Origin of the sequence: Pseudoxanthomonas spadix (genome assembly GCF_003703395.1) — a bacterium.
GTDB lineage: Bacteria > Pseudomonadota > Gammaproteobacteria > Xanthomonadales > Xanthomonadaceae > Pseudoxanthomonas_A > Pseudoxanthomonas_A spadix.
This window is the reverse complement of sequence record NZ_RDQN01000002.1, coordinates 433,947-454,811: the sequence shown is the minus strand read 5'-3', so window position 1 is coordinate 454,811 and position 20,865 is coordinate 433,947. Positions and strand designations below refer to the sequence as shown.

The 20,865-nt window shown below is 65.5% G+C and carries 22 protein-coding genes; 5 read left to right on the top strand and 17 right to left on the bottom strand.

The annotated features are described in order from the left end of the window. Positions 1 to 231 carry a hypothetical protein gene (locus tag D9R12_RS04735; protein ID WP_147475048.1) on the top strand — a complete coding sequence of 77 codons (231 nt, stop codon included), beginning with the start codon at positions 1 to 3 and terminating at the stop codon, positions 229 to 231. A 532-nt stretch (positions 232 to 763) separates the two neighbouring features. On the opposite strand, the gene D9R12_RS04730 is transcribed toward D9R12_RS04735, so the two are convergent. Continuing rightward, positions 764 to 1,513, bottom strand: a complete 750-nt coding sequence (locus D9R12_RS04730) for a sigma-70 family RNA polymerase sigma factor (RefSeq protein ID WP_244671914.1) — start codon at positions 1,511 to 1,513, stop codon at positions 764 to 766. 82 nt (positions 1,514 to 1,595) lie between these two features. Between D9R12_RS04730 and D9R12_RS04725 the strand changes: the two genes are divergently transcribed. Genes D9R12_RS04725 through D9R12_RS04715 form a run of 3 tightly spaced genes read left to right on the top strand, consistent with a single transcriptional unit; the run spans position 1,596 to position 3,495 of the window. Continuing rightward, a complete protein-coding gene (locus D9R12_RS04725) occupies positions 1,596 to 2,195 on the top strand; it encodes an ATP-dependent Clp protease proteolytic subunit (RefSeq protein WP_122228571.1) in 600 nt (199 codons plus the stop codon). Between the two features lie 19 nt (positions 2,196 to 2,214). After that, complete coding sequence (locus D9R12_RS04720; protein WP_122228568.1) at positions 2,215 to 2,838, top strand: glutathione S-transferase family protein; 624 nt, start codon at positions 2,215 to 2,217, stop codon at positions 2,836 to 2,838. Positions 2,839 to 2,886: 48 nt separating this feature from the next. Next, positions 2,887 to 3,495 carry a LysE family translocator gene (locus D9R12_RS04715; protein ID WP_122228565.1) on the top strand — a complete coding sequence of 203 codons (609 nt, stop codon included), beginning with the start codon at positions 2,887 to 2,889 and terminating at the stop codon, positions 3,493 to 3,495. Positions 3,496 to 4,373: 878 nt separating this feature from the next. Here the strand turns inward: D9R12_RS04715 and cueR are convergent. Both cueR and D9R12_RS04700 read right to left on the bottom strand, forming a co-directional pair. Next, positions 4,374 to 4,829, bottom strand: coding sequence for a Cu(I)-responsive transcriptional regulator (gene cueR, locus D9R12_RS04705; RefSeq protein ID WP_122228562.1), 456 nt, complete (start codon positions 4,827 to 4,829; stop codon positions 4,374 to 4,376). Continuing rightward, the gene (locus tag D9R12_RS04700) at positions 4,804 to 7,260 is read right to left on the bottom strand and encodes a heavy metal translocating P-type ATPase (RefSeq protein ID WP_280518422.1); all 2,457 of its coding nucleotides are present in this window, start codon (positions 7,258 to 7,260) and stop codon (positions 4,804 to 4,806) included. The genes cueR and D9R12_RS04700 overlap by 26 nt, the downstream gene beginning before the upstream one ends. 185 nt (positions 7,261 to 7,445) lie before the next feature. Between D9R12_RS04700 and D9R12_RS04695 the strand changes: the two genes are divergently transcribed. Beyond that, entirely contained in the window at positions 7,446 to 7,682 is a 237-nt protein-coding gene (locus D9R12_RS04695) for a heavy-metal-associated domain-containing protein (protein ID WP_122228556.1), read from the top strand. A gap of 289 nt (positions 7,683 to 7,971) precedes the next feature. On the opposite strand, the gene D9R12_RS04690 is transcribed toward D9R12_RS04695, so the two are convergent. From D9R12_RS04690 to D9R12_RS04620, 14 genes are all read right to left on the bottom strand, one after another. Further along, positions 7,972 to 10,242, bottom strand: coding sequence for a helicase-related protein (locus tag D9R12_RS04690; protein WP_170159155.1), 2,271 nt, complete (start codon positions 10,240 to 10,242; stop codon positions 7,972 to 7,974). 111 nt (positions 10,243 to 10,353) lie between these two features. After that, a complete protein-coding gene (locus D9R12_RS04685; RefSeq protein ID WP_122228550.1) occupies positions 10,354 to 10,659 on the bottom strand; it encodes a hypothetical protein in 306 nt (101 codons plus the stop codon). Positions 10,660 to 10,761: 102 nt separating this feature from the next. Then, positions 10,762 to 11,904, bottom strand: coding sequence for a DUF6094 domain-containing protein (locus D9R12_RS04680; RefSeq protein ID WP_425479041.1), 1,143 nt, complete (start codon positions 11,902 to 11,904; stop codon positions 10,762 to 10,764). A 28-nt stretch (positions 11,905 to 11,932) separates the two neighbouring features. Beyond that, the gene (locus D9R12_RS04675) at positions 11,933 to 12,583 is read right to left on the bottom strand and encodes a hypothetical protein (protein ID WP_122228543.1); all 651 of its coding nucleotides are present in this window, start codon (positions 12,581 to 12,583) and stop codon (positions 11,933 to 11,935) included. 82 nt (positions 12,584 to 12,665) lie between these two features. Next, positions 12,666 to 13,061 carry a hypothetical protein gene (locus D9R12_RS04670; protein WP_122228540.1) on the bottom strand — a complete coding sequence of 132 codons (396 nt, stop codon included), beginning with the start codon at positions 13,059 to 13,061 and terminating at the stop codon, positions 12,666 to 12,668. An 89-nt stretch (positions 13,062 to 13,150) separates the two neighbouring features. Next, positions 13,151 to 13,762, bottom strand: coding sequence for a DUF3275 family protein (locus D9R12_RS04665; RefSeq protein WP_122228537.1), 612 nt, complete (start codon positions 13,760 to 13,762; stop codon positions 13,151 to 13,153). Between the two features lie 56 nt (positions 13,763 to 13,818). Continuing rightward, positions 13,819 to 14,358 (bottom strand): STY4534 family ICE replication protein, encoded by a 540-nt coding sequence (locus D9R12_RS04660; protein ID WP_122228534.1) that lies wholly within the window; start codon positions 14,356 to 14,358, stop codon positions 13,819 to 13,821. Between the two features lie 343 nt (positions 14,359 to 14,701). Further along, on the bottom strand, positions 14,702 to 15,082 hold the full coding sequence (locus D9R12_RS16015; protein WP_244671915.1) for a hypothetical protein: 381 nt from the start codon (positions 15,080 to 15,082) through the stop codon (positions 14,702 to 14,704). 183 nt (positions 15,083 to 15,265) lie between these two features. Beyond that, on the bottom strand, positions 15,266 to 15,658 hold the full coding sequence (locus D9R12_RS04650; RefSeq protein ID WP_122228532.1) for a hypothetical protein: 393 nt from the start codon (positions 15,656 to 15,658) through the stop codon (positions 15,266 to 15,268). A gap of 25 nt (positions 15,659 to 15,683) precedes the next feature. Further along, a complete protein-coding gene (locus D9R12_RS04645; RefSeq protein ID WP_122228815.1) occupies positions 15,684 to 15,920 on the bottom strand; it encodes a hypothetical protein in 237 nt (78 codons plus the stop codon). 779 nt (positions 15,921 to 16,699) lie between these two features. Then, positions 16,700 to 18,715 carry a DNA topoisomerase III gene (locus tag D9R12_RS04635; protein ID WP_122228529.1) on the bottom strand — a complete coding sequence of 672 codons (2,016 nt, stop codon included), beginning with the start codon at positions 18,713 to 18,715 and terminating at the stop codon, positions 16,700 to 16,702. A gap of 278 nt (positions 18,716 to 18,993) precedes the next feature. Continuing rightward, positions 18,994 to 19,443: a single-stranded DNA-binding protein gene (locus tag D9R12_RS04630; protein ID WP_122228526.1), complete on the bottom strand. Its 450-nt coding sequence runs from the start codon at positions 19,441 to 19,443 to the stop codon at positions 18,994 to 18,996. Beyond that, positions 19,440 to 19,991, bottom strand: a complete 552-nt coding sequence (locus tag D9R12_RS04625) for a DUF3158 family protein (protein ID WP_122228523.1) — start codon at positions 19,989 to 19,991, stop codon at positions 19,440 to 19,442. The genes D9R12_RS04630 and D9R12_RS04625 overlap by 4 nt, the downstream gene beginning before the upstream one ends. Next, a complete protein-coding gene (locus D9R12_RS04620; RefSeq protein ID WP_122228520.1) occupies positions 19,988 to 20,761 on the bottom strand; it encodes a PFL_4669 family integrating conjugative element protein in 774 nt (257 codons plus the stop codon). Before D9R12_RS04620 ends, D9R12_RS04625 begins: the two co-directional genes overlap by 4 nt. Positions 20,762 to 20,865 lie beyond the last annotated feature (104 nt).

The following is a 20,865-nucleotide window of genomic DNA, read 5'->3' as shown; positions in this document are numbered from 1 at the left end:
TTGCTGCGTGATATCGACAACGCAATGCCGGCCGCGCTCGGCATCCACTGCATCGTCGACGTGGCCGTGGCCGACCGTGCGCTGGTACCCATGGCGCTGTGCAGCTTCGCCGAGCGGGATGCGACACCCCAAGGCCAGACCATGGCCGCTCAGCCGCTGATGAAGATCGCCCGGTTCGATGATGCGCCGTTGCCCACATGTTCTCGCAAGGCTACCGCCCAGGCTGATTGACCGACATCGGCTTCTCGCCTGAGGCATTGGCCGCGTGCCGTCCCGGTATCGTCACCCCTCGCTCACCGCATATGTCACCCAAGGCCATGGCCCGGCAGGCGCGGCTTCGACTCTCTGGTGCAAACGGCCATGGGCTTCAACCACGCCGAAGGCCAAGCGGCGGGCGATTCCTCAACCAGGCTCGCGGCTTCCTGATGGCCTTTGGTGTGGGGGCGCGCCTTGTGGTGCCAACGACGCGAAGACGGCAGCTGGCGCGTGCAGGTGTCGCTCGGACGGACCGGGCCTGGCTGTATGGGCCGGAATGCCTCGACGGCGGTCTGCGGGCCAATCCGTCCGATCTTTCTCCTGGCTCACGGAGAAGATGTCCGGCTTCGGTCTGGTCAGGCCATCGGTGCCGGTGCGCAACTGGCACGAAACGCCCGCTTGCTACACGCGGTCCTCTGTCCCCGGTACGAATGCGCCGAATTGGTAACCGTATGAGGCGCGCCGCGGAGGTCGGCAGACAAGCGGCCCATCTTGCGAATCCAGTCCGTTAGGTCGGTTCCGTGAGGACCTCACCCAACGGCAGAAAAGCCACAAGCCCACAAGGACTCTGACTCACCAATGCAAGTAGGTTACCAATCTGGAACAGCCGTGCAGCCGGCTGTCTTGCACTCTCACCCGAGTCTCGCGGCAGCGCTTGCGCAGACAGCGCCATCGCCTGCGGCCTGGAGGCCCGCAGCACGGCGACCAGCCCGGCCGGATCGCGCTGCGCTACTGCCAATTGGCATAGCGCGAGCAGATCGCAAGAGTCGTCCATTGGATCATCCAGATCGTCACGGCGCAGGCGATGCAGCGCGCGGCGTAGGTGCTGCCGCGATGCAGCCTCGCTGCGCCCCGACAGTTCGCCGAGTTCCGTGTGACTGAAACCGAATACCTCGTACAGCAGCACCATAGCAACGTCGCCCGGCGGAAGAGTACGAGTCAGCTGGCACAGCGCCAGCCCCACGCGCTGCGCCTGTTCAGCCAGCTGTTCGGGACTCTCAACACCGGATGCCGAATTGTTCTCCGAAAGCTGGCCAAGGACGACTCGATAGCGGCTCTGCCGCCGCCAAGCATCTATGCACAGGTTGCGCAGCACTGTGATCAACCAGGCCTCACGGCTGTTGGCTGCGGCAGGTAGTGCGCCATCGGCCGTGCGCAGCCATGTGTCCTGCACCAGATCTTCGGCTTCCTCGCTCTGGTCAAACCAATGCCGGGCCAATGCAACCAAACGCCGACGCAGGGCTTCGTCATCTACCAAGGGATGGGGGTGTGCTGGCGATGTCACGGAACTACCTCTTCGTTCGTCTACTGAATGAAATTAACACAATGGAGTTATCGAGATGATTGCACAAGAAGCTGATGCGCCGCCCAAGCTGGCACCTGCACAGGACAGCACTTTTCTTGAAGAAAAAGCGTTCCGCTCCCGCATGGTTCTGGTATTCGGCACCATTACCGACACGCTGGCATCGGAGACGGTGCGCAAGTTGCTGACGCTGGATGCTGAATCAAGCGCTCCCATCACCATGATCATCTCGTCCCCAGGCGGCCATCTCGAATCGGGCGATGCAATCCACGACGTGGCGCGCTTTGTCTCCTCTCCGGTCAACATGGTCGGCACCGGCTGGGTGGGCAGTGCAGCCACTCACCTATACCTGGGAGCACCCTGCGAGCGCCGGTTTTGCCTGCCGCAGACGCGCTTTCTGATCCATCAGCCCAGTGGCGGCGCCGGCGGTCCTGCCAGCGACATGGCAATCCAGGCTGCCGAAATCATCAAGGCTCGCGAACGCATCGCCCAGGTCATCGCGCGCGAAAGTGGTCAGCCGGTCGAGCGCGTGCGCGAGGACATCGAGCGTGACCTATGGATGCCCGCTGAAGAGGCCGTTACCTACGGCTTGGTTTCTCGCATCATCAGCCGGCGAGAAGAACTGCCCGCAGCCTGAAATCTGAAGAAGCCGCACCATGCTTAGAATTCTGGGAAAACGATCCTCCATCAACGTGCGCAAAGTCCTATGGGCGTGCGCCGAGCTAGACCTGCCTTTTCAGCAGGAAGACTGGGGCAGCGGATACCGCGAAGTGAACATCTCCGCGTTCAAAGCGCTCAATCCCAATGCGATGGTGCCAGTACTGCTCGATGACGACTTCGTGCTGTGGCAATCCAACACCATCCTGCGCTACCTCGCCAATCGTTACGGCGGGGGTTCGCTTTATCCGCATGAGGCCGTGGCCCGTGCTCGGGTCGATCAATGGCTGGACTGGCAGGCTTCCGATCTCAATCCCGCGTGGAGCTATGCCTTCATGTCCCTCGTCCGCCATTCTCCCGGGCATTCGGACCCTTCGCAAACCCAAACATCCCTGGCTGCCTGGACGAGGCTCATGTCCATTCTCGAAGGACGGCTGTCGGAAACCAAGGCTTATGTGGCGGGCGCTGAGTTCTCTCTGGCCGACATCGCCATGGGCCTGTCGGTGGATCGCTGGTTCGAGACGCCGTTTGATCACCCACGGCTTGATGCCGTGAAGTCCTACTACCAGCGGCTCGGGCAACGCCCCGGATTCGCTGCCCATTGCACCTCCAAGGCAGCCTGAGCACCACCAGCTGCAACGCCCACCGTTTCTTTCAGCCATAGGTATTGCATGCCATCACAACTCCTGCTTGCCTTCATCACCTATGCGTTCGTGACCTCGATCACTCCGGGACCCAACAATACGATGCTGCTGGCCTCGGGACTGAACTACGGATTCATACGCAGCCTGCCACATGTCTTGGGCATCAGCATTGGCTTCGCATTGATGGTCATAGGTGTGGGTGCCGGCCTGGGGCGCCTGTTCGCCGCCTATCCGCCGCTGTATGCCGTGCTGCGCATCGGGGGAGCAGCCTATTTGCTGTATCTCGCCTGGCAGATCGCCACAGCACGCCAGATGCAGGATCCGATCACGCCAGGCCGTCCCTTCGGTTTCTGGAAGGCGGCCGCCTTTCAATGGGTCAATCCGAAAGCGTGGATCATGGCCATCGGTGCCATCACCACCTATGTACCAGAAGGCGGCGGCCTGCGGGCCGTGGTCATTGCCTCCCTCATTTTCGCTATCGTGAATGCGCCCAGCATCGCGGTCTGGGTAACTTTCGGCACCGCACTGCGCCGCTGGTTGACCGATGCGCGCCATCTGCGCGTTTTCAATATCTCGATGGCCATTCTTTTGGTGCTTTCTCTGCATCCGATTCTGTTTGGTCATGGCCCTAGATAAGGAGACTGATCAGCACGATCTTTGCGCGCGGCCGCAGATGGTGAGAGGACGGCGGTGGATGCTGAGCCGTCGTTTCCCGGAGGTCGGATGATGGCCATGAACCGCGTGCGATTCCCGGCCTGTCGCTGCCACGGGTCCTTGCCTGCGGGTTCGAGTGCCGCGGCAGCAAGTACTGGCACTGCTCGGCCTTTCGCCAACAGACCAGCCTGCGCCGGGAACATTCATGGACAACAGCAATCTGCCGTGGCGCGCCTGACTGCTGGCCGTGTATCTGCGGGGCCAGGGCAAGCCCAAGGCAAGGCCAACCTGTCGGCACTGGAGTTGATGCGCCATCTGGGGTGACATCCGGCCGCCTGGCGAATGAGCCACGAGCTGATGCTGGCCGGATCGCCGTGGAGACCGTGCGAGGCAGCCATCCACGTCATGTGGTCGTCGACCTGACCCGGGAGTCGCGAGTTCGCGCTATCGCACCGGATCGCCTAGCGCTTGCGCCCGGGCTTGGATGTCTACAGCGATGGACCAGGGGCCTTTCTGCAGGGATTGAGGGCGGTCGTCGCGCGGGCTGCGAGCAGGGCAATGCCCGCTGAGTCAAGGTCGTGTTTATCGAATCGGAAGCGGTCGCTGGACGGGACCTATGACGCCTTCAATTTCGCCAAGATATGCTCAGCGCTGCCTCGCCCAGGCTATGTGGAGGCTCAGCCGCGGATGTGATCTGGAAGCACTGGTGTCGCGGCTGTTGCTCGCAGCCGCCATAACCCAGCCACGGTCAGAATCTGCCCAGAGGGTGAGCTGCCGGCCCTGCCAAGCCGGCCGCTGCTTGGCCGGGACATCGAGCCGGTAGGGAATTTGCCGCGACGCGCTTACCTTCGGCTGATCAATCAGTGCGCTTTTTTGGCCTGCGCGAGGTCATCGAGGATCGGGCACCCGGGCCGGTCATCGCCTTGGCACTGGTGCACCAGCGTCTCGAGCGTGCGCTGCATGGCCTGCATCTCCTTGACCCTTTGTGCAAGTTCGGCTGCGTGGGCGTTGGCCAGGCGCTTGACGTCTGCGCTCGCCCGGCTGCGGTCGTCCCATAGGCTCAGCAGTTCCTTGATCTGCTTTGTCGAGAAGCCCAGCGTGCGCGCGCGCTTGATGAACTGCAGGCGCTGCACGTCAGAGTCGCTGTAGAGGCGGTAGCCGGCGAAGGTGCGGGGCGGTTCCGGGATCAGCCCGATCGACTCGTAGTGGCGGATCATCTTGGCGCTCACCGCTGCAAGCGCCGACGCCTCGCCGATGTTGTGCAGCCCCTGCTCACGGGATTGGCCGAGCTCAGGCTTGGGCGGTCTGCGGGTCATGGGCAGTCTCCGATTCGACCTGCGTGGCGGGAGCCCAGCGACGCAGCAGCAGGGTATTGGCCAGCACGCTGACCGAGGAGAAGGCCATGGCAGCGCCAGCGATGACCGGGTCGAGCAGACCGAAGGCAGCGAGCGGGATGCCGATCACGTTGTAGCCGAAGGCCCAAAACAGGTTCTGGTGGATCTTGCGGGTCGTGCGGCGCGAGATGTCGATCGCATCGGCCACCAGCGTGAGCCGCGGCCGCAGCAGGGTCACGGCGGCGGCGTGCATGGCGACGTCCGTGCCTGTCCCCATCGCGATGCCGACATCCGCCGCAGCGAGCGCTGGTGCGTCGTTGATGCCATCGCCGACCATCGCCACCGTCGCCCCCCCGCGCAGCGCCATCACCGCTTCGGCCTTCTGCGCAGGCAGGACGTGTGCGCGCACCTCATCGATGCCGATCAGGCGTGCGATCGAGTGCGCTGCACCCTCGTTGTCGCCGGAGATCATCACCGTGCGTATGCCAAGGGTATGCAGGCGAGCCACCGCCGATCGCGCCTCGGGCCGCGGTTCGTCGCGAAACGCCAGCAATCCCGCCAGCGTTTTTTCAGCGTCGGTGCCACGCGCGAGCCACGAGATCGTGTGCCCCTGGTTGCGCAGTGCGTCGGCCCGGTCCGCGAGCGGCGCGAGGTCGACGCCGGCCTCGCGCATCATCGCCTCCGAGCCCAGCAGCACCCGCTGACCGCCGAGCTCGGCTTCCATTCCGCGTCCGGCGACCGCGCGTGCCGACCTCATTGCCACGCGCGGCAGGCCGGCGGCAGCCTCGAGCACCGCATGGGCGAGGGGATGTTCGCTGCCGGCCTGCAGGCTCGCCGCCAGACTCAGCAGCTGCGATGCATTGCCATTGGCGGGGACAGCCTCCACCAGCACCGGCGCGCCGCGAGTCAGGGTACCGGTCTTGTCGAAGGCGACCACGCCGATCTCGTGTGCCCTCTCCAACGCCTCGGCATCCTTGATCAGGATGCCCGCGCGGGCGGCGACCCCGGTGCCGGCCATGATCGCGGTGGGAGTGGCCAGCCCCAGTGCACACGGACAGGCGATGACGAGCACCGCGACGGCATTGAGGATGGCTTGCGTCCAGTCGCCGCCCATCAGGCCCCACGCGAGCAACGTCACCAGCGCGATCGCAATCACTACCGGCACGAAGACCGCGCTGACCCGATCGACCACACGCTGGATCGGGGCCTTCCTGGCCTGGGCGTCCTCGACCAGACGGATGATGCGGGCGAGGGCGGACTCGGCCCCTACGGCGAGCGTCTCGACCAGCACCGGGCCTTCGCCATTGACCGCGCCGCCGGTGACCCGGTTGCCCTCGACCTTGGCCACGGGGAGCGATTCCCCGGTAATGAGCGATTCGTCTGCGTGGGTCCGGCCTTGGACGATGCGCCCGTCGACGGGGAAGCACTCGCCCGGGCGCACGATGACCGTCTCGCCCACGCGCACCTCGGCCAGGGGGACGTCCACGTCCTGATTGCCGCGACGCACGCGGGCGGTACTCGGGCGCAGCGCCTGCAGCGCGCGGATCGCCTCGGTCGTCTGCCGCTTGGCGCGCGCCTCCAGGAACTTGCCGAGCAGGATCAGCGTGATGATCACCGCCGAGGCTTCGAAATAGAGCGGCCGGATGCCGTGGTCCAGCGCCGGCTGCAGCAGGTGGTAGACGCTCAGGCCATAGCCGGCGCTGGTGCCCAGTGCGACCAGCAGATCCATGTTGCCGGTGCCCGCGCGCACGGACTTCCACGCCGCGCGGTAGAACCGTGCGCCCAGCCAGAACTGCACCGGCGTCGCCAGGGCCCACTGGATCCACCCCGGGAGCATCCAGTGCCCGCCCCAGAGCAGCGCTGCCATCGGCGCGGCCAATGGCAGCGAGAGCAGGGCGGCGATCAGCAGGTGGCGTGCTTCGCGGCTCATGCCGAACGACCCGGCCGTGGCCTCCGGCGGCTGCCCTTCGGTGTCACTCGCCGCCGGACGCTTGGCCGAATAGCCGGCATCGGTGATCGCCCGGATGAGCGCCGCATCCTCCACGCTTGCGGCTGCGGTCACTGCAGCGCGCTCGGTGGCCAGGTTGACGGTGGCGTCGAACACGCCCGGCACCCGCTTGAGCGCCCGTTCCACCCGTCCCACGCACGAAGCGCACGTCATGCCGTGGACCGCCAGGTCGACCGTGCGGGTCCCGATCCGGTAGCCCGCGTCTTCGACGGCTCGGCTGATGGTGGCCAGGTCGAGTGGTGCGGCGCCCTGTATTTCGGCCACCTCGGTGGCGAGGTTCACCTGCGCGGTCGCGACGCCGGGAATGCGGGAGAGCGCACGTTCCACGCGCCCCACGCATGAGGCGCAGGTCATGCCTTCGATCGGGACACGCAGGCTCGAGGCCGGGGCGGGCGGGGATGTCATGGCGTTCATCGTGCACCTTTGGCAGTTCGGACAGGTGCAGCGTCGAGCTTGCCATCGTGGGAAGGTCAACACGGTGTCCCAGCTGAACGTTTCCATACGCGCTGCGGCGACGGGTTTGACCTTCCCATTGGGGCAAGCCGGATGCTCTATCTCGACCGGCATCGGGCCGGGGAGGAGAACGACTCATGAAATTCAATGTCGAAGGCATGACTTGCAGCCACTGCGAGCGCGCGATCACCCGCGCCGCCGCCGCGCTCGGCGGCACCGCCCGTGTAGACATCGCGGCCGGCACCGTCGAGGTCGATGGCGTCACGGACGAGACGCGCGTTCGCAGAGCGATCGAGGACGAGGGCTACCGGGTCCTCGGCAATGATGGGGCGACGGAGAAGGACAGCGGCTGCTGCGGGAGCTGCCACACTTGATCCACCGCCGCCCGTTGGCGGGACACCTTAGCCCGACGTCCAACGTTCACCATTGCTGAACACGGGCTGCTCAACTTCGCAATGGAGTGGAATGAACGATCGAGGCCGATGCGCGACTTCGCTGCGAGTTCAGCCACTGTAACCCACGAAGTAATCACTCGAATCGTGCCTTTCGTCTCGGCCATTGCCGCAGGCTTTGCCGCTCATCGCCGGTGGGTTGCCTTCGTCAACACCGTCTTCCTGTCGATCATGGAGCGGCCCCCGAAGGGGCCGCCAAGTCCAGCAACGCTCAATGCACCAACTGCCGAGCCAGCGCCACCTCCACCGAGTCGCCGTCCTGATTCAGGACATCGAGTCCGGACTCGGGCACGTCGCCGGAGGTGGATTGCGACACCATGATCTTCTTGGCCATCAACCCCAGGCAGGTCATCTGCGAGGAGTTGGCGTAGCCCAGGTAGATCACGCGCACCGACTGCTTCTGACCGATACGCCATGAACGGCGTGCGGCCTGCTGCAGCGAATACACGTTGTAGCCCGACTGCATGAACACGATGGTCGGGAACTCAAGCAAGTCCAGGCCGGTTTTCACCAGTTCGGGATTGGTGATGAGCACGTCGATGCCACGGTCCAACTGCTCGGCGATCCAGTCCTCGCGGCGGGAGGCATCCACGCTCGCGCGCAGCACCGCCACCTTGAAGCCTTCCTGCTCCAGCAGCACCTTCAGGCGCGACGTGGTGTCGCGCGTGCCGGTGTAGACCGTATAGACCAGGGTCTTGCGACCTTCTGCTTTCTCCTGCTTGCAGATCTCGATCAGCTCGCGTTCCTTGGGCATCACCTCCAGCTCGTTGAACTGAGCCGGTACGAACGCCAAGGTGTTGCGCGTGCGCGGATGCACCACGGTTTCCGACCGGAAGCAGCAGTCCGGCCAGGCCAGCAGCACGTTGAGGACCACACCGAGCAGCGTCGTGTCGCGCTTCGCCAGGGCCTGCTTCAGCTCCTGGGTCAGGCGACCCGCCAGATCGCGGTAGGCCGCGGCTTGCGCCGTGTCCATCGCGACTTCGCGGAACTCCTCGTCGTAGGGCGGCAGCACGTTGCCACCGATGTCCTTCAACTTGAGGAAGACGGTGAACGGCAGGACGCAACGCAGCACGCCCTTGGGGCCGAAGCCCGGCGCCTTGACCGTGCGCACCGATACCTTGGTGCCCTTGGCCGTCTTGTGCGCCGTGCCGGTGCTCTCGGAATAGATGTCCTTGAGCACGCCGTGATCCCGCATGAACGCCATTGCGGCCGAGGTCATGGAACCTTGCTTGGTCGGCCGGTAGCCATCTTCGATCATCCGTCCCGGCAGGGCCCGGAACAGCAGGTGGAACAGGTCGTCGCCGTAGCCGCCCATCAGTGTGCCGGTGAGCAGCAGCGTCTTGCGCGCCTTGGCTGCCAACACCCCCATGGCCTGACCCTGGGCGGAGCCGCCGTTCTTGTACTCGTGGGCCTCGTCGGCGATGAGCAGGTCGAACGTGCCTTGGGGAAGCTGCCTCTTGATGAACTCGGAGGGCTGGTAGCCGCCCTCGCCGAAGCCGAACTCCATGTTGGCCATCGCGCGTTCCATCCGCTGGGCTTGCCGGTCCGAGAAGACCAGCTCGCCGCGGTCGTCCATCAGGTTGATGAACTCGTGGATGTTGTCCCCGAGCATCGACGCGAGGAAGGCGTCACCGAACTTCTGCATCAGCTTCTGCGCGGTGATTTCCCCGATGGTGGGGATGCGCTTCAACGCCTTGAGGACGGCGGAGGACTGGTCGCTGGCGGACAGGCCTCTGGGACGGATCAACGACCACAGCGGTGCACGGCAGTGGCTGCACTTGCGGCGGGACTCCTCGGCTTCGAGTTCGACAGGGTTGATCGGCTCGCCGTCGAGGTCGTTGATGGCATGCCCGCAATCCGGGCAGGCCCCCACATCGCCGTGAGGCGTGCGCCGCCGAACGAAGACAGGTTTCCAGTGGAACCCCATCCGCATCCGCACGCGGCCCAGGACGAAGAACTCCTGGCCCTGCGCCGGCACGCCCAACTGCTCGCGCAGTTTCAGCAGCTTGACCAGCGTGTCCGGGCCATTGAGCACCCAGACCTTGGCACCGGCCACCGTCTCCTGGATCTCGCGCCGCCACTTGTAGACCAAGTGGGGTGGCGAGAGCACCAGGGTGCGGCGGTAGCCTTCGGCGTTGAGCACGGCGGCCGTAGCGATGCCGACGGTCGTCTTGCCGCAACCCATCTCGCCATTGACGATCGCGGCGCGTTCGCCGCGGTCGACCAACAGCTCGGTGACGGCGTGGACCACATCGGCTTGCGCCGGGAACAGCTTGCGCTTGAGGGTTGCGAGGATCAATTGCCGATGCACCCGCACCTGGCCGGTGTAGACCGGAGGATTGGCGCGGTTGAGCGAATCGAGCAGCTCGTCGCCGAACTCGGACACGAAGTCCTGCAGGCTGAGCGTGAGGGGTGAAGCGGTCGCTTCGAGCAGGTCGCCCTGCACAGCGGTATCGGGAACGGTTTCGAGATCGAGTGACATGGTGATGCTCCAAAGAGATGGGGCATGCACCGACCCCTGCGGGGCAATGGCATGCCCCTGGGTGGGAAGAAAGACGCGGCAAAGAAAACTGTAGGTGCCGCTGGATGCGGATCAGTATTCGCTGGGCAACAGCAGCGTGGTGACGCTGCGATCCCATTCGGTGATGATCCAGAGCTTCAGGTCGCGCGTGACCTGGTAGGAGGAGAACAGACGATCTTCGCCGGACTTCAGCGCGGCATCGTTCTGCCGTCGATCGCTGTCGTCCAGGTCGCCCCAATCGCCATGAAGATGGCGGTGCAGGTACGGCATGGGGTTGAGCCGGCCCTGTCGGACCAGCTCGTCGACGCCGGCGGTCGTGACCACCTGCCCGGGCGAAAAGCGTGTTTGTGATGCGAGGTTGAGGATTGCGGGTGCCATGGTGATTTCTCCTTCTGGAAGAAGGGGCCACGGCACCCCATCGGGGGCAACGTGACCCCGGTGGGTGGATGAAAGCGACGGCGAACCGTCAGGGAACAGCGATCAGCGGATGGTCAGCACTTCGCCCCACGTGGGCGAGCCCGGCGTCATGTCCCAGGCGCGGATGACCGGCACGAACTTGTCGGTGAGGATGCGTGTCTCGGCCACGGAGCCGTCGTCGCGTTCGGTGTACTCCGTCTGGAGGGTCTTCTCCTTGTGGGTATCACCTTTGACGACGAGCACGCGCCCGCTCTTGGACGTCACCGTGCCGGAGATCGCGCCCGCGGCCAGGGCCAGGGCGAGATGCCAGTGGGACAAGGCCCGCGCGGGCGGACGCAGCGACTGCTGCGCGACGCCCAGGTGGGTATCGAGCGCCGGCCAGAGTCCTTGCAGCCGGCCGACTTCATCGGCGAACTGCTCGGGCTCCATCGTCACGCGATAGAAGTGCTCCGGCTCGGCCGGGCTGGCAGGGACGGTGTACGGCAGGAACGGCCATTCAAGCGGCAGTTCCTCGGCTTCGGCGTCGCCCTGTCCGATCTGCAGCAGCAGACCACGCATGGCCTTGACCGACTCCGATGCCTGGTCGCGCTGGCGAACCCGGCGGCCGAAGATCACCACCTGCTTGAACTGCGTGTCCACCGCACGGTAGATGCACAGGTCTTTGAGGTGGCGCGTCAGCCATCCGACCAGCTCGGGGTCGAGCACGTAGGACGGCACGATGAAGACCAGCACGCCGCCGTACTGCAGCAGCGGCAGCGCGCGCTGATAGACCAGCTTTTCCAGCCGTGCACGGCCCTGGCCCTGATAGCCGATGTTGCCGTTGACGTCCTTGCTCAGGTCGCCATACGGCGGGTTCAGCCACAACAGGCCGAAGCTCTGCCGGCTGATCAGCGTGTCCATCAGGTCACCGTGGATGCAGCGATCGACCAGTTGCCGTGCGTGGCGGGCACGCTCGGCGTCATACTCGACGGCGAAGGCCTGGACCTGCTCGCGCCCGAGGGCGTGGGCGGCTTCGGCAATCGCCACGCCTTCGCCGGCGCAGGGATCGAGGATGGACATGGAGCCGGGAGACGGCGCCAGTGCGGACAAGGCCCGCTCCAGCGTCGGCTCGTCGGTGGGGAAGTAGCCGTTACGGATGAAATTGCGCGCCAGGCGCGGAAACATGAGTGCCATGGATTTCTCCTGGTGATGAGGGAAGGCGGGCACGCGCGGCGCGCATGCCCGTGGGAATGGCTCACGCCACACGTCGAAGCGGTGCGTTCGCGGCCAGTTCGTACTGCGTGGCGCCGAGGGTGCCGTTGCGGATCAGCTCGCCCAACGCCTTCGTCAGCGCCGGGACATCGAGGGCCAGCCGATGGCCTTCCAGCGGCCCGAGGGCCAAGGGAAGACCGGTCAGCATCCGCCGCGTCTGCAACAGCTCCAGCACCGTGTCGCGCCAGTGGTCGAGCAGTGGCAGCGGGCAGGTGTCCTGTACCAGCGTCCACAGCCGGTCGAGCCGGTGAGCGGAATCCCTGGGCAGAAGCGCCAGCGCGCTGGCGTTGGGCTTGTCTGGCTTCACGCAGCGACCATCGAACAGCCACACGTTCGTCAGCGAACCGAATAGCGTTCGCCGATAGGCACGGGTCATGCGCTTTTCCAGGTTCTCGACGTTGCCGACGAAGACCGGGATGGACGCGCCCTGCTCGGTGATGACGTGGAACTGGTCGAGCCCCTGTTCATCCCGGCCGAGGGTCAGGCGGGCGAGGAACTCCTGAACGGCGGTGTCGCGCGCCCAGATCGATAGAAAGACGAGATTGCCCTGCTCGTCACCGACACAACCATCGGCCATGAGGTCGGGGCATTCGTCGATGCGGTACAGCGGTTTCACGGAAGAAGGTGCGGGCATGGTGATGTCCTCTTGAGTAGGAGAGGCGCCCGTGCCCCATCGGGGCGAACGAGTGCCCCGGTTCGGGTGAGAAAAGGCCGTGTCAGACGGTCGATGGCGTGGCCGCCGCTCGTCTGGTCCGGCGCTGTTCGTGATGGGCGCGCACCCTTTCACGCCACTCACTGGATTGCACGGGTGCCATGTCGAGATAGCGCAGCGGGCACGAGTAGTAGTAGGGATGCATGGATTCATCCAGGGGCTTGTGGCCCCATTCGCCGCCCGAGCCTTGCAGCAGGTCGCAGCGGATGAAAGTCGTGGATTCGCCTTCGGCGAGGTCGAGCACGCCCGCCTGCTTGGCGGTCACGCGCACCACGGACCACAGCACGTTGCCGCGCAGGGTGTGGGCGATGCTCTCCGAGCAGGCGCAGTCGCTCTCCTGCGGTCGGATCAGTTCACGGATCAGTTGGTCGCGGGTCTGCCGCGAGAAGTACCAGCCCATGGGAGTTCTCCTGTGAAAAAGGCCGGAGCACTCCCAGCCAGGGAAGTACCCCGGCGGGTGGCGGAATGCCGCGCAAGGCGGCGGTTGAATCAGGCAACCTTGAGGTGCCAGTCCTGGGACAACGGAGCGAAGTCGTAGCCGAGCTCGTCAAGACGGTCGCGCTGTTGACGCAGCACACGACGATCCACGGTCGCATCGAGCTTCACGGTCTCACCCAGCGGCCACAAGGCACCGAACAGCGCCGCGTCGTCTGCCTCGGCCCAGGCCGCAGCGGACACGGGAGCCAGGTCGGTGCCGAACGGCGTGGTATCGACCAGGGGATCACGCGGACTGCGCGGCTTCACCTTCGGCTTGGCCGGGGGCGATGCCGGCGCGGGCGCCTGCACTTCCTCGTCTATCGGATCGACTTCCTGCGGACTCAGCCGACGGGCCTCGTCGCGGCTCAGGGCGTCGATGTTGGACAGGGTCATCCCGCCCAGGAGGGCACGGATCTCGATGACCATGCGGCCGTTGGCGTGGTAGTTGGAGGGGCGGATCTCGACGATGACGAAATCACCGTCGTACTTGCCCTCGCGGTACTGATCGAGTTCGGCGTTCTTCACGACGAACTCGCCGATCGAGGTCGCCAGGCGGCCGACGTTGAAGTCGCCGTTCCTGCCGTGGATGGTCTTGATGGCCAGTTGGCCGGGGATGGTGATCATGAAAGTCTCCTGCGGAAGAAGAGAAGACAAGGCTCCGTGGAATGCGGCCTTGCGGATCAGAACGACTCGGCAACGGCCGATGCGGGGGCATCTGCAGCGTGGGTGACGGACCTGGAAGGCTCCGGTGCAGGGGCTTGCTGCTCGGCGGGCGCGTCGGATGTCACAGGGACTTCCGGGTCGCGCTCGTCGGTCTCGGTCGGCTTGGGTTCGGCCTTGTAGACGAGCTGGCCGTCGACCTTGATCCAGCTGACGAACAGCAGGCGGGCCTTGAGGCTCACTCCCTGCTCGCCGGCACGCTTGCCCTTGGAGTAGGTGAAGGTATCGGTCCACAGGTCGCCCAGGCGGAAGCCGATCATCACCTTCTTCTCGGCGTGGACCGCCTGGATGCAGCGGCGCACCAGATGCTGCGCTTCCGAACCCGATACGCGCGTGTCGAAACGCACGTACGAGACGTCATCGCTGGGACCATTCAAGGCTGCGATGTCGCAGGCCAGGAACGCATCGCCTTTCTTGGGCTTCACTTCGCGGATGCGATTGAGATACCCGAGGCCGGTGATGTGCAGATCGAAGTAGGACTTTTCGGTGGAAGTGGTCATGGTGAATCTCCTGGGAACAGTGAGGCGGAGACACACCCGACCCGAGGCGGGGAAGGTGTGAAACCCCCGCGTGGGTTGATGGAACAGCTTGGTGGCATCACCATCGAGAACCGATGGCCGTTCGCGCATGGATGCCGGTGCGAACTGGTGTGACCAACGCGGTCGGAACCGCGTCGCAGCCTTGAAGATCGTGGCTGCCTGGGCATGTCGCTGACGGACGTCAGCGGAACATGGCCGGAAGCGTGGCGCCGGGACGGCGCGCACGCGAGCGGCAATCGGCACTCGTGGCTGTCCCCATTGCCGGGAAAGAAGAAGCCCCCGGAGCGGGGGCAGGGATGGGCGATCAGTTGCCGCTGGGCGTGGGAGGAGCCGCCTGCAGCGGCGGATGTGTCGCGGTGGCGGACACATCGAGCTCGCCCTCGCTGTGCAGGAGGCGCGCACATACCCCCTCCTGCGGCTCGAAGAACCCGCCAAAGTCATCGCCGCCGAACTCGGCGCGGCACTTCGGCCACGAGCGCGCGATCGAGCACCGCGAACTCAGCCGTCCCATCTTGTCGACGATGACCTTGTCGGTGGTGGCGATGACTCTTCCCTCGGAAGGCTTCGGGTCGATGTGCAATCCCAGCATCGAAACCTTGGGCTGACCGTCGAAGATGTTGAACTTGAACGAAAGGACATTGGAAGGCACATGACCGACGACGAGCGCTGGCATCTGTGCCTGCATGGCTTGGGTAACCGTGGGGAGACTCCTTGTGGTAACCAAGGACTCCCGCCCGCAAGGAAGGTCTGTCCCTTGAAAGTGAGCTGGATGGACGCCGCATCCGTTTGGCGAAACAAACGACCAGCGCCCAGAACGGGGACGCATGTGCCTCGGGGGATGAAAAGACGGTGGGTTGTCAGGCTCGGCTCACCAGCCGTTGTAGTGCAGCGTGAGGTCGGCAATGACCTTGCGCCGCTCCAGGTCGAGGCCGCCGAGGTCGGACAGCCCCTCGAAGCCGCAACGCTTGAGCATCGCGCCGCCCTCGCGGGCGTTGTAGAAGCTGACCATCGCGGACAGGAACATCCGCTGGCCGCTGCTCAGGACGCCGAGGGCATCGATGAGCATCAGCAGGTTCGGGCGCAGATCCCATTTGGTGGTGGCACGCTGCAGGCCTTCGCGTGTGCCGTCGCCGAACCACTCGTGGCCGGCGATCTGTGCGCCGCGCTTCCAGGCCTCGAAGAAGGCCTGCGGTGCAGCCTCGAAGTGCGCCTGTTCCAGCGCCATCTTATCGAGCACGTCTTCGGGTAAAGACAGATTCATGAGAGAACTCCTTGAAGGGTGGGAATCAGGGGTGAGCGCGCTGTGTCCAGGCATCGGTATCCAGAGCGCGCTGTGCTGCCAGGCGAGTCGGGAAATACTCGACGGACTCCCGCGATACCGGGCCTTCGTCGCCTTGTGTGCCGATGTAGTGGCCGGCCGCGCTGCGCAGCACCTGTAGCGGTAGACGCTTGCCGGTCCAGGCCAGCGCCAGTGCACCACTGCGCACAGCGGTTGCAGAGGAAGATGCGGAAGGTTCAGACATGCCGTGCTCCTTGGTGGGTCGGAGAGCGCGCATCCCGCAGGGGATGGGGTTCCCCTCGGGTGAGTGAGAAAAGGGCATCGTCGCCAGGCCGGCGAGCGTCCGCGGTGGGCGATGCGAAGCGGACTGGATCGGTCAACGCGGCGAACCGCGCTGCAGTCTTGAAGACCGGGACTGCCAGGGGCATGCCGCTGACGACTGTCAGCAACGCATGGCGTGAGGATGGGCACCAGGCATGACTGCCGTCGCAGGGAAAACCGACTCGCGGACGGCCCGCTTTAGGCCAAGTCCGCGTCACGGGACAAGGCGAGGACCAGGGCGCCGAAGGCCACGCGGCCTTCGGCTGGAGAGGAAGGAAAACCACCTGTGGGCGGCGTCAGCGCAGGCCGTCGTCAAAGCCATCCGCTGCGTCAGCAATCGCACCCGACCCGTTTCGTGGCTGGGGCCGGAAATCTCTGGCGTGCATCCACACACAAAGGGAGCCCGTTGTTCCGCCGGCGGGCACCGGCACGGAATACCCTCGGCCCAAGGGGCCTCCTCACGGCTCGCGCGCCGGCAAGATGTCAGGAAGGCCCTCGTGGCCGAGGAAAGGCACACCGATCAAGGGAATGGCGGCGGACGCGATTCGTGGAGCAATGACCTTCTCGCCCCGTCGCCCGGCGGTGGGCAGACGGGGCGCGCACACCGTTGCAGAAGGAGACGCGCGCTTTGGAGTCCCACGCGGTGCGGGACGTTTGCCTCGCCGCCAGTGAAGTGGCCGGCGCGGCAGGGGCAAGCGAGGATCAGGACGCCTTGGAGGCAGCGCGCCGCTTGCGCGGTGCGCTGCGCCGGCCCGTGGGAGACTCGATCGGCAACGTGCCCTTGCAGTCTGGGTAGCGCGAGCAAGACCAGAATGCGCCGCCCTTTCCGGTACGCTGGCGCACTGGTGCACCGCACTGCGGGCAGGCCGGCGCCGGCGGCAGCCCGATCGAAAGCGTCGCGCCCCGATACTGGCGCACGAGCTGGGCCACCCAGGCGGATTGCTTGGCGATGAAGGTGTCCGGCGTCATCTGGCCGGCCTCGATCATGTCGAGCGCCTGCTCCCACACCGCCGTGGTGCCGGGGTCGGCGATGGCCGAGGGCACCGCGTCGACGAGCGTGAATGCCGCGTCGGAAGCACGGACGGCGCGGCCCTTCTTGACCAGATAGCCGCGATCGAGCAGGCCCTTGATCGTGCTGGCGCGCGTCGCCTCGGTGCCGATACCCGTGGTGTCCTTCAGCTTCTGCTTCAGGCGCGGGTCAATCACGAGCTTGGCGACGCCCTTCATGGCCTTGACCAGCTCGCCCTGGGTGTAGGGCTTCGGCGGCAGCGTTTTCAACACCTTCAGCTCGACATGCTCGACCCCGCAGCATGATCCGCTCGTCAGCGGCGGCAGTACCTGGCTGCGCTGCGCATCCTCGCCATCGGCATCGTCCGGCTCCGGTGTCGCCAGTACCTGGCGCCAGCCGCTCACGGCGATCTGCTTGCCCACCGCCACGAGCGGCTGCCCGTCGCAAGCGAGCTGCGCCACCGTGCGGTCGAATTCATGGTGTGGAAGAAACTGCGCGAGATAGCGCCCGCGGATGAGCCGGTAGACCGCCAGTTCTTTCTCCGACATGGCCGGGAGCTTGGCCGGCTCCAGCGTGGGGATGATGCCGTGGTGCGCCGTCACCTTGCCGTCGTTCCAGGCGCGCGAACGCTGGTTGCGGTCGAGCTGGCCGATCAAGGGCCGCAGGCTTGGGTCGGTGGCGAGCAGTGCATCGACCACTGCTGGCACTTCCGCGAGCATGCTTTCGGGCAGATAGCCCGAGTCACTGCGCGGATATGTCGTCGCCTTGTGCGTCTCGTACAGCGCCTGCGCGATGTCCAACGTCTCCTGCACATCGAGGCCAAGCTGACGCGAACACACTTCCTGCAAGGTGCCCAAGTCGAACGGCAGCGGCGGTGCCTCGCGCACACGTTCGGTGTCCACCGACACGACCTGCGCATCGCATGCCGCGCGAATGCGATCCGCGGCATGCTGCGCCACCCGCTGCTGAAGGCAGCGACCCGCTGCATCGGTGCTGCCTTCGGGCGGTATCCAGCTCGCAGTGAAGGACTGGCCGGCATGGGACAGCAGTACGTCCACGGTCCAATACGGCACGCAGACGAATCGCGCGATCTCGCGGTCCCGATCCACGACCAGCTTCAGCGTGGGCGTTTGCACGCGGCCCACCGACAGCACGCCGGGATAGCCCGCCTGGCGCCCGAGCAGGGTGAACAAGCGGCTCAGGTTCATTCCGATCAGCCAGTCGGCGCGCGACCGGGCGAGCGCAGAGAAATACAGCGGCAGGGTCTGGGCGGACGGCTTGAGCGCACCCAGAGCCTTGCGGATCGACGCATCGTTGAGCGCCGACAGCCACAGGCGCTGAATCGGCCCGCGGTAGTCGCACAGGTCGATGATCTCGCGGGCGATCATCTCGCCCTCGCGGTCGGCGTCGGTCGCAATCACCAACTCGCCCGCCTTGGCGACCAGCTGCTGCACGACCTCGAATTGCGCCGCGGTCGCCGCCTTGGGCTCGAGACGCCAGCGCTCAGGAAGAATGGGCAGTTGCTCGATGGCCCAGCGCTTGTATTGCGCGCCGTAGCCTTCGGGCGGAACCGCCTCCACCAGATGACCGATGCACCAGGTCACGACGACACCCGCGCCGCGGTAGCAGCCGTTGCCGCGTTGACCGGCACCCAGCACACGGGCGATGTCCTTGCCCTGGGAGGGTTTCTCGCACAGGAACACACGCATGAAGCCTCCTCGGAAATGTGCGACTCGTCGGTTGGGCGCCAGCTTGGCGGGGCCGGGAGATGCCGGCAGCAAGGAAGCCGACTGGTGCAGACACCGCTTTGTGATCGGCAGGCGATGCGTTGCCGCAGCGGCATGCGCGGCAGTGCAACGGCTGGCGCAACGGGGGCGTCGTTTCGGGAGGGCGGCTGGAATTCAGTGGACGACCCTGGCGCTATCCCCTGGGGATAGTTGGTGCATGACGGGCGTCTGACGGTTGCCACAGCCGCCCCTGTAGGGAATCAGCCCTTGGGCTTGCTTTCCTTTGGCGCCTTCGTCGCCTTGGTTTCCTTCGGCGGCGGTACTGCCGCCTCGGGTTCCAGCGTCCGGGGGCTGAGGGTCACGGTCTGGAGGCGGTACGGCAGGATGCCCACGCGCCGGGCCTCGACCTTGAACGTGACGCGCTCGTTCTCGTCAGCGTCCTCCCACTCGTCCTTCACGGTCCGGCCTTCCACCAGCACGCGCATGCCTTTCTGGTACAGGTCCTTCCAGTGGTCGGCGTCTCGATGCCACAGCTCCACCGGCGCCCAAAAGCCGCCGCGGTCCTCGAACTCGCCGTCCTTCTTCGGGATCGGGTTGTCGAAGTAGACGTTCAGGCGCAGCAAACGGCGCGGCTCGTCATTGCCGTTGGGGAATTCGCGATAGTCAGGCGCTGAACCGATATTGCCCTCGCCGACGAAGTGCGTGCTCATGATGACTCCTTGGGGGTGGTGAATGAAACGGTCGCGGTACGTCCGTGGACATGCCGCAGGTAAACCGCTTCGGCCTGGGCGGCCTTGCTGGCGCATTCCAGGGCTTGGCGAGCGATGCTGTGGGTCAGGCTGATCTGCATGTTCAGCGCGATGCGCTGCAACTCCATCGCGTACAGGTCGTCGATCAGCGAGGCCGGCGTCGCCGGGCGGTCGAGCAGCGACTCCCACAGCGCCACGCCCATGGAAGAACGGTCGTGGTTGCGCCAGCGCAGGAAGGTCGTCCCTGCGCCAGTAGCCTGCTGGGCCAGTTGCACGTCGAGCAGGGTGAAGGGATAGGCCCGCGCCTGCTTCAGCACACGCCGCTGCGCCAGCGCGATCAACTCGTCTCGCAGCGCCGTGCATTGGTTGGCCCAGGTCTCCAGACTTCCCTTACCTTTAAAGGGCTGTAAAAGGCCTTTTAGGTAGCCGGCATGTTCCAGACGTTGGAAGTCTGCCTGTTCCAGCGGCGCGAAGCGTCCCGGTTGGCCGGTCGGGGGCGATGCCATCATGGGCTGGCATCCTCAAACGCGGCATCGGCTGCGCGATTCGTGGAAGCTGGTGCCGCCGCATCAGCGGCCGGCGCAGCAGCCGGTGTGCCAGGCTTGCCTGTGCGGCGCGCGATGGGTGGCGCAAAGCGCGAACGACGCGTGCCTTCCAGCACGTCCTGCGGCAGCTCTCCAAACTTCTCTAGCGCCGCACGCGCCGCAGCATTCTTTGCCGCGAAATCGTCGCGCGTCGTGCCGGAGTAGCGGTACTGCTGGGCCAGCGAGAACAGGCTGCGCAGCGCATGCGCCCCATCGTTGAGCCAGCGTTCCAGCGTACTACGGTCGATCAGCGCGGTGTGGTGGGCGAGGATCAGCTTGCGCGCCAGGTCGTCGTAGTCGGCCAGCAGGTACACCGCCATGAAGCCGAGCTGGGCGTTCACGAACAGCGGCAGCTTGACCGGCTGCACGTTCATGTTCTCGCCCAGCGTCAGCGCCGGAGGCACATCGGCCAGCGCCTGGTCCACCTGCTCGCGCAGGGCCTGCAAGCTGGCCTTGGTCTGCGTCAGCTTGTCCTCGATGCGCAACATCCACCAATCCGAGTACGGGTCGTCCTGCTCGGCGCCGCGTTTCATCTTGTTCATCACGCTGATGTAGCCGTTGAGGCCGATGATTCCGGGCCGGCCCTCGGCCGGCGCTCGGCCGTGCCAGATGCGCGAAGCGTGATGCGTATGCAGCGTCAGCGACATCGCGCTGCGCAGCGATCCGAGATTCAGTTGCAGGGGTTCGTTGGCCATGGGTGACGACTCGCGGTAAGGGAGCGAGTCGCCAGCATTGGCATCGGCCAGAAGGCCGTCAGTCAACAAACCGCAGCCCATATGTGCCCGGTTTGTTCGCTGCC

Coding starts and splice junctions, on each gene's coding strand:
- D9R12_RS04725 (WP_122228571.1), top strand. CDS start 1,596: ATGATTGCACAAGAAGCTGATGCGCCGCCCAAGCTGGCACCTGCACAG.
- D9R12_RS04720 (WP_122228568.1), top strand. CDS start 2,215: ATGCTTAGAATTCTGGGAAAACGATCCTCCATCAACGTGCGCAAAGTC.
- D9R12_RS04715 (WP_122228565.1), top strand. CDS start 2,887: ATGCCATCACAACTCCTGCTTGCCTTCATCACCTATGCGTTCGTGACC.
- cueR (WP_122228562.1), bottom strand. CDS start 4,829: ATGACCCGCAGACCGCCCAAGCCTGAGCTCGGCCAATCCCGTGAGCAG.
- D9R12_RS04700 (WP_280518422.1), bottom strand. CDS start 7,260: ATGACATCCCCGCCCGCCCCGGCCTCGAGCCTGCGTGTCCCGATCGAA.
- D9R12_RS04695 (WP_122228556.1), top strand. CDS start 7,446: ATGAAATTCAATGTCGAAGGCATGACTTGCAGCCACTGCGAGCGCGCG.
- D9R12_RS04690 (WP_170159155.1), bottom strand. CDS start 10,242: ATGTCACTCGATCTCGAAACCGTTCCCGATACCGCTGTGCAGGGCGAC.
- D9R12_RS04685 (WP_122228550.1), bottom strand. CDS start 10,659: ATGGCACCCGCAATCCTCAACCTCGCATCACAAACACGCTTTTCGCCC.
- D9R12_RS04675 (WP_122228543.1), bottom strand. CDS start 12,583: ATGCCCGCACCTTCTTCCGTGAAACCGCTGTACCGCATCGACGAATGC.
- D9R12_RS04670 (WP_122228540.1), bottom strand. CDS start 13,061: ATGGGCTGGTACTTCTCGCGGCAGACCCGCGACCAACTGATCCGTGAA.
- D9R12_RS04665 (WP_122228537.1), bottom strand. CDS start 13,762: ATGATCACCATCCCCGGCCAACTGGCCATCAAGACCATCCACGGCAGG.
- D9R12_RS04660 (WP_122228534.1), bottom strand. CDS start 14,358: ATGACCACTTCCACCGAAAAGTCCTACTTCGATCTGCACATCACCGGC.
- D9R12_RS16015 (WP_244671915.1), bottom strand. CDS start 15,082: ATGCAGGCACAGATGCCAGCGCTCGTCGTCGGTCATGTGCCTTCCAAT.
- D9R12_RS04650 (WP_122228532.1), bottom strand. CDS start 15,658: ATGAATCTGTCTTTACCCGAAGACGTGCTCGATAAGATGGCGCTGGAA.
- D9R12_RS04645 (WP_122228815.1), bottom strand. CDS start 15,920: ATGTCTGAACCTTCCGCATCTTCCTCTGCAACCGCTGTGCGCAGTGGT.
- D9R12_RS04635 (WP_122228529.1), bottom strand. CDS start 18,715: ATGCGTGTGTTCCTGTGCGAGAAACCCTCCCAGGGCAAGGACATCGCC.
- D9R12_RS04630 (WP_122228526.1), bottom strand. CDS start 19,443: ATGAGCACGCACTTCGTCGGCGAGGGCAATATCGGTTCAGCGCCTGAC.
- D9R12_RS04625 (WP_122228523.1), bottom strand. CDS start 19,991: ATGATGGCATCGCCCCCGACCGGCCAACCGGGACGCTTCGCGCCGCTG.
- D9R12_RS04620 (WP_122228520.1), bottom strand. CDS start 20,761: ATGGCCAACGAACCCCTGCAACTGAATCTCGGATCGCTGCGCAGCGCG.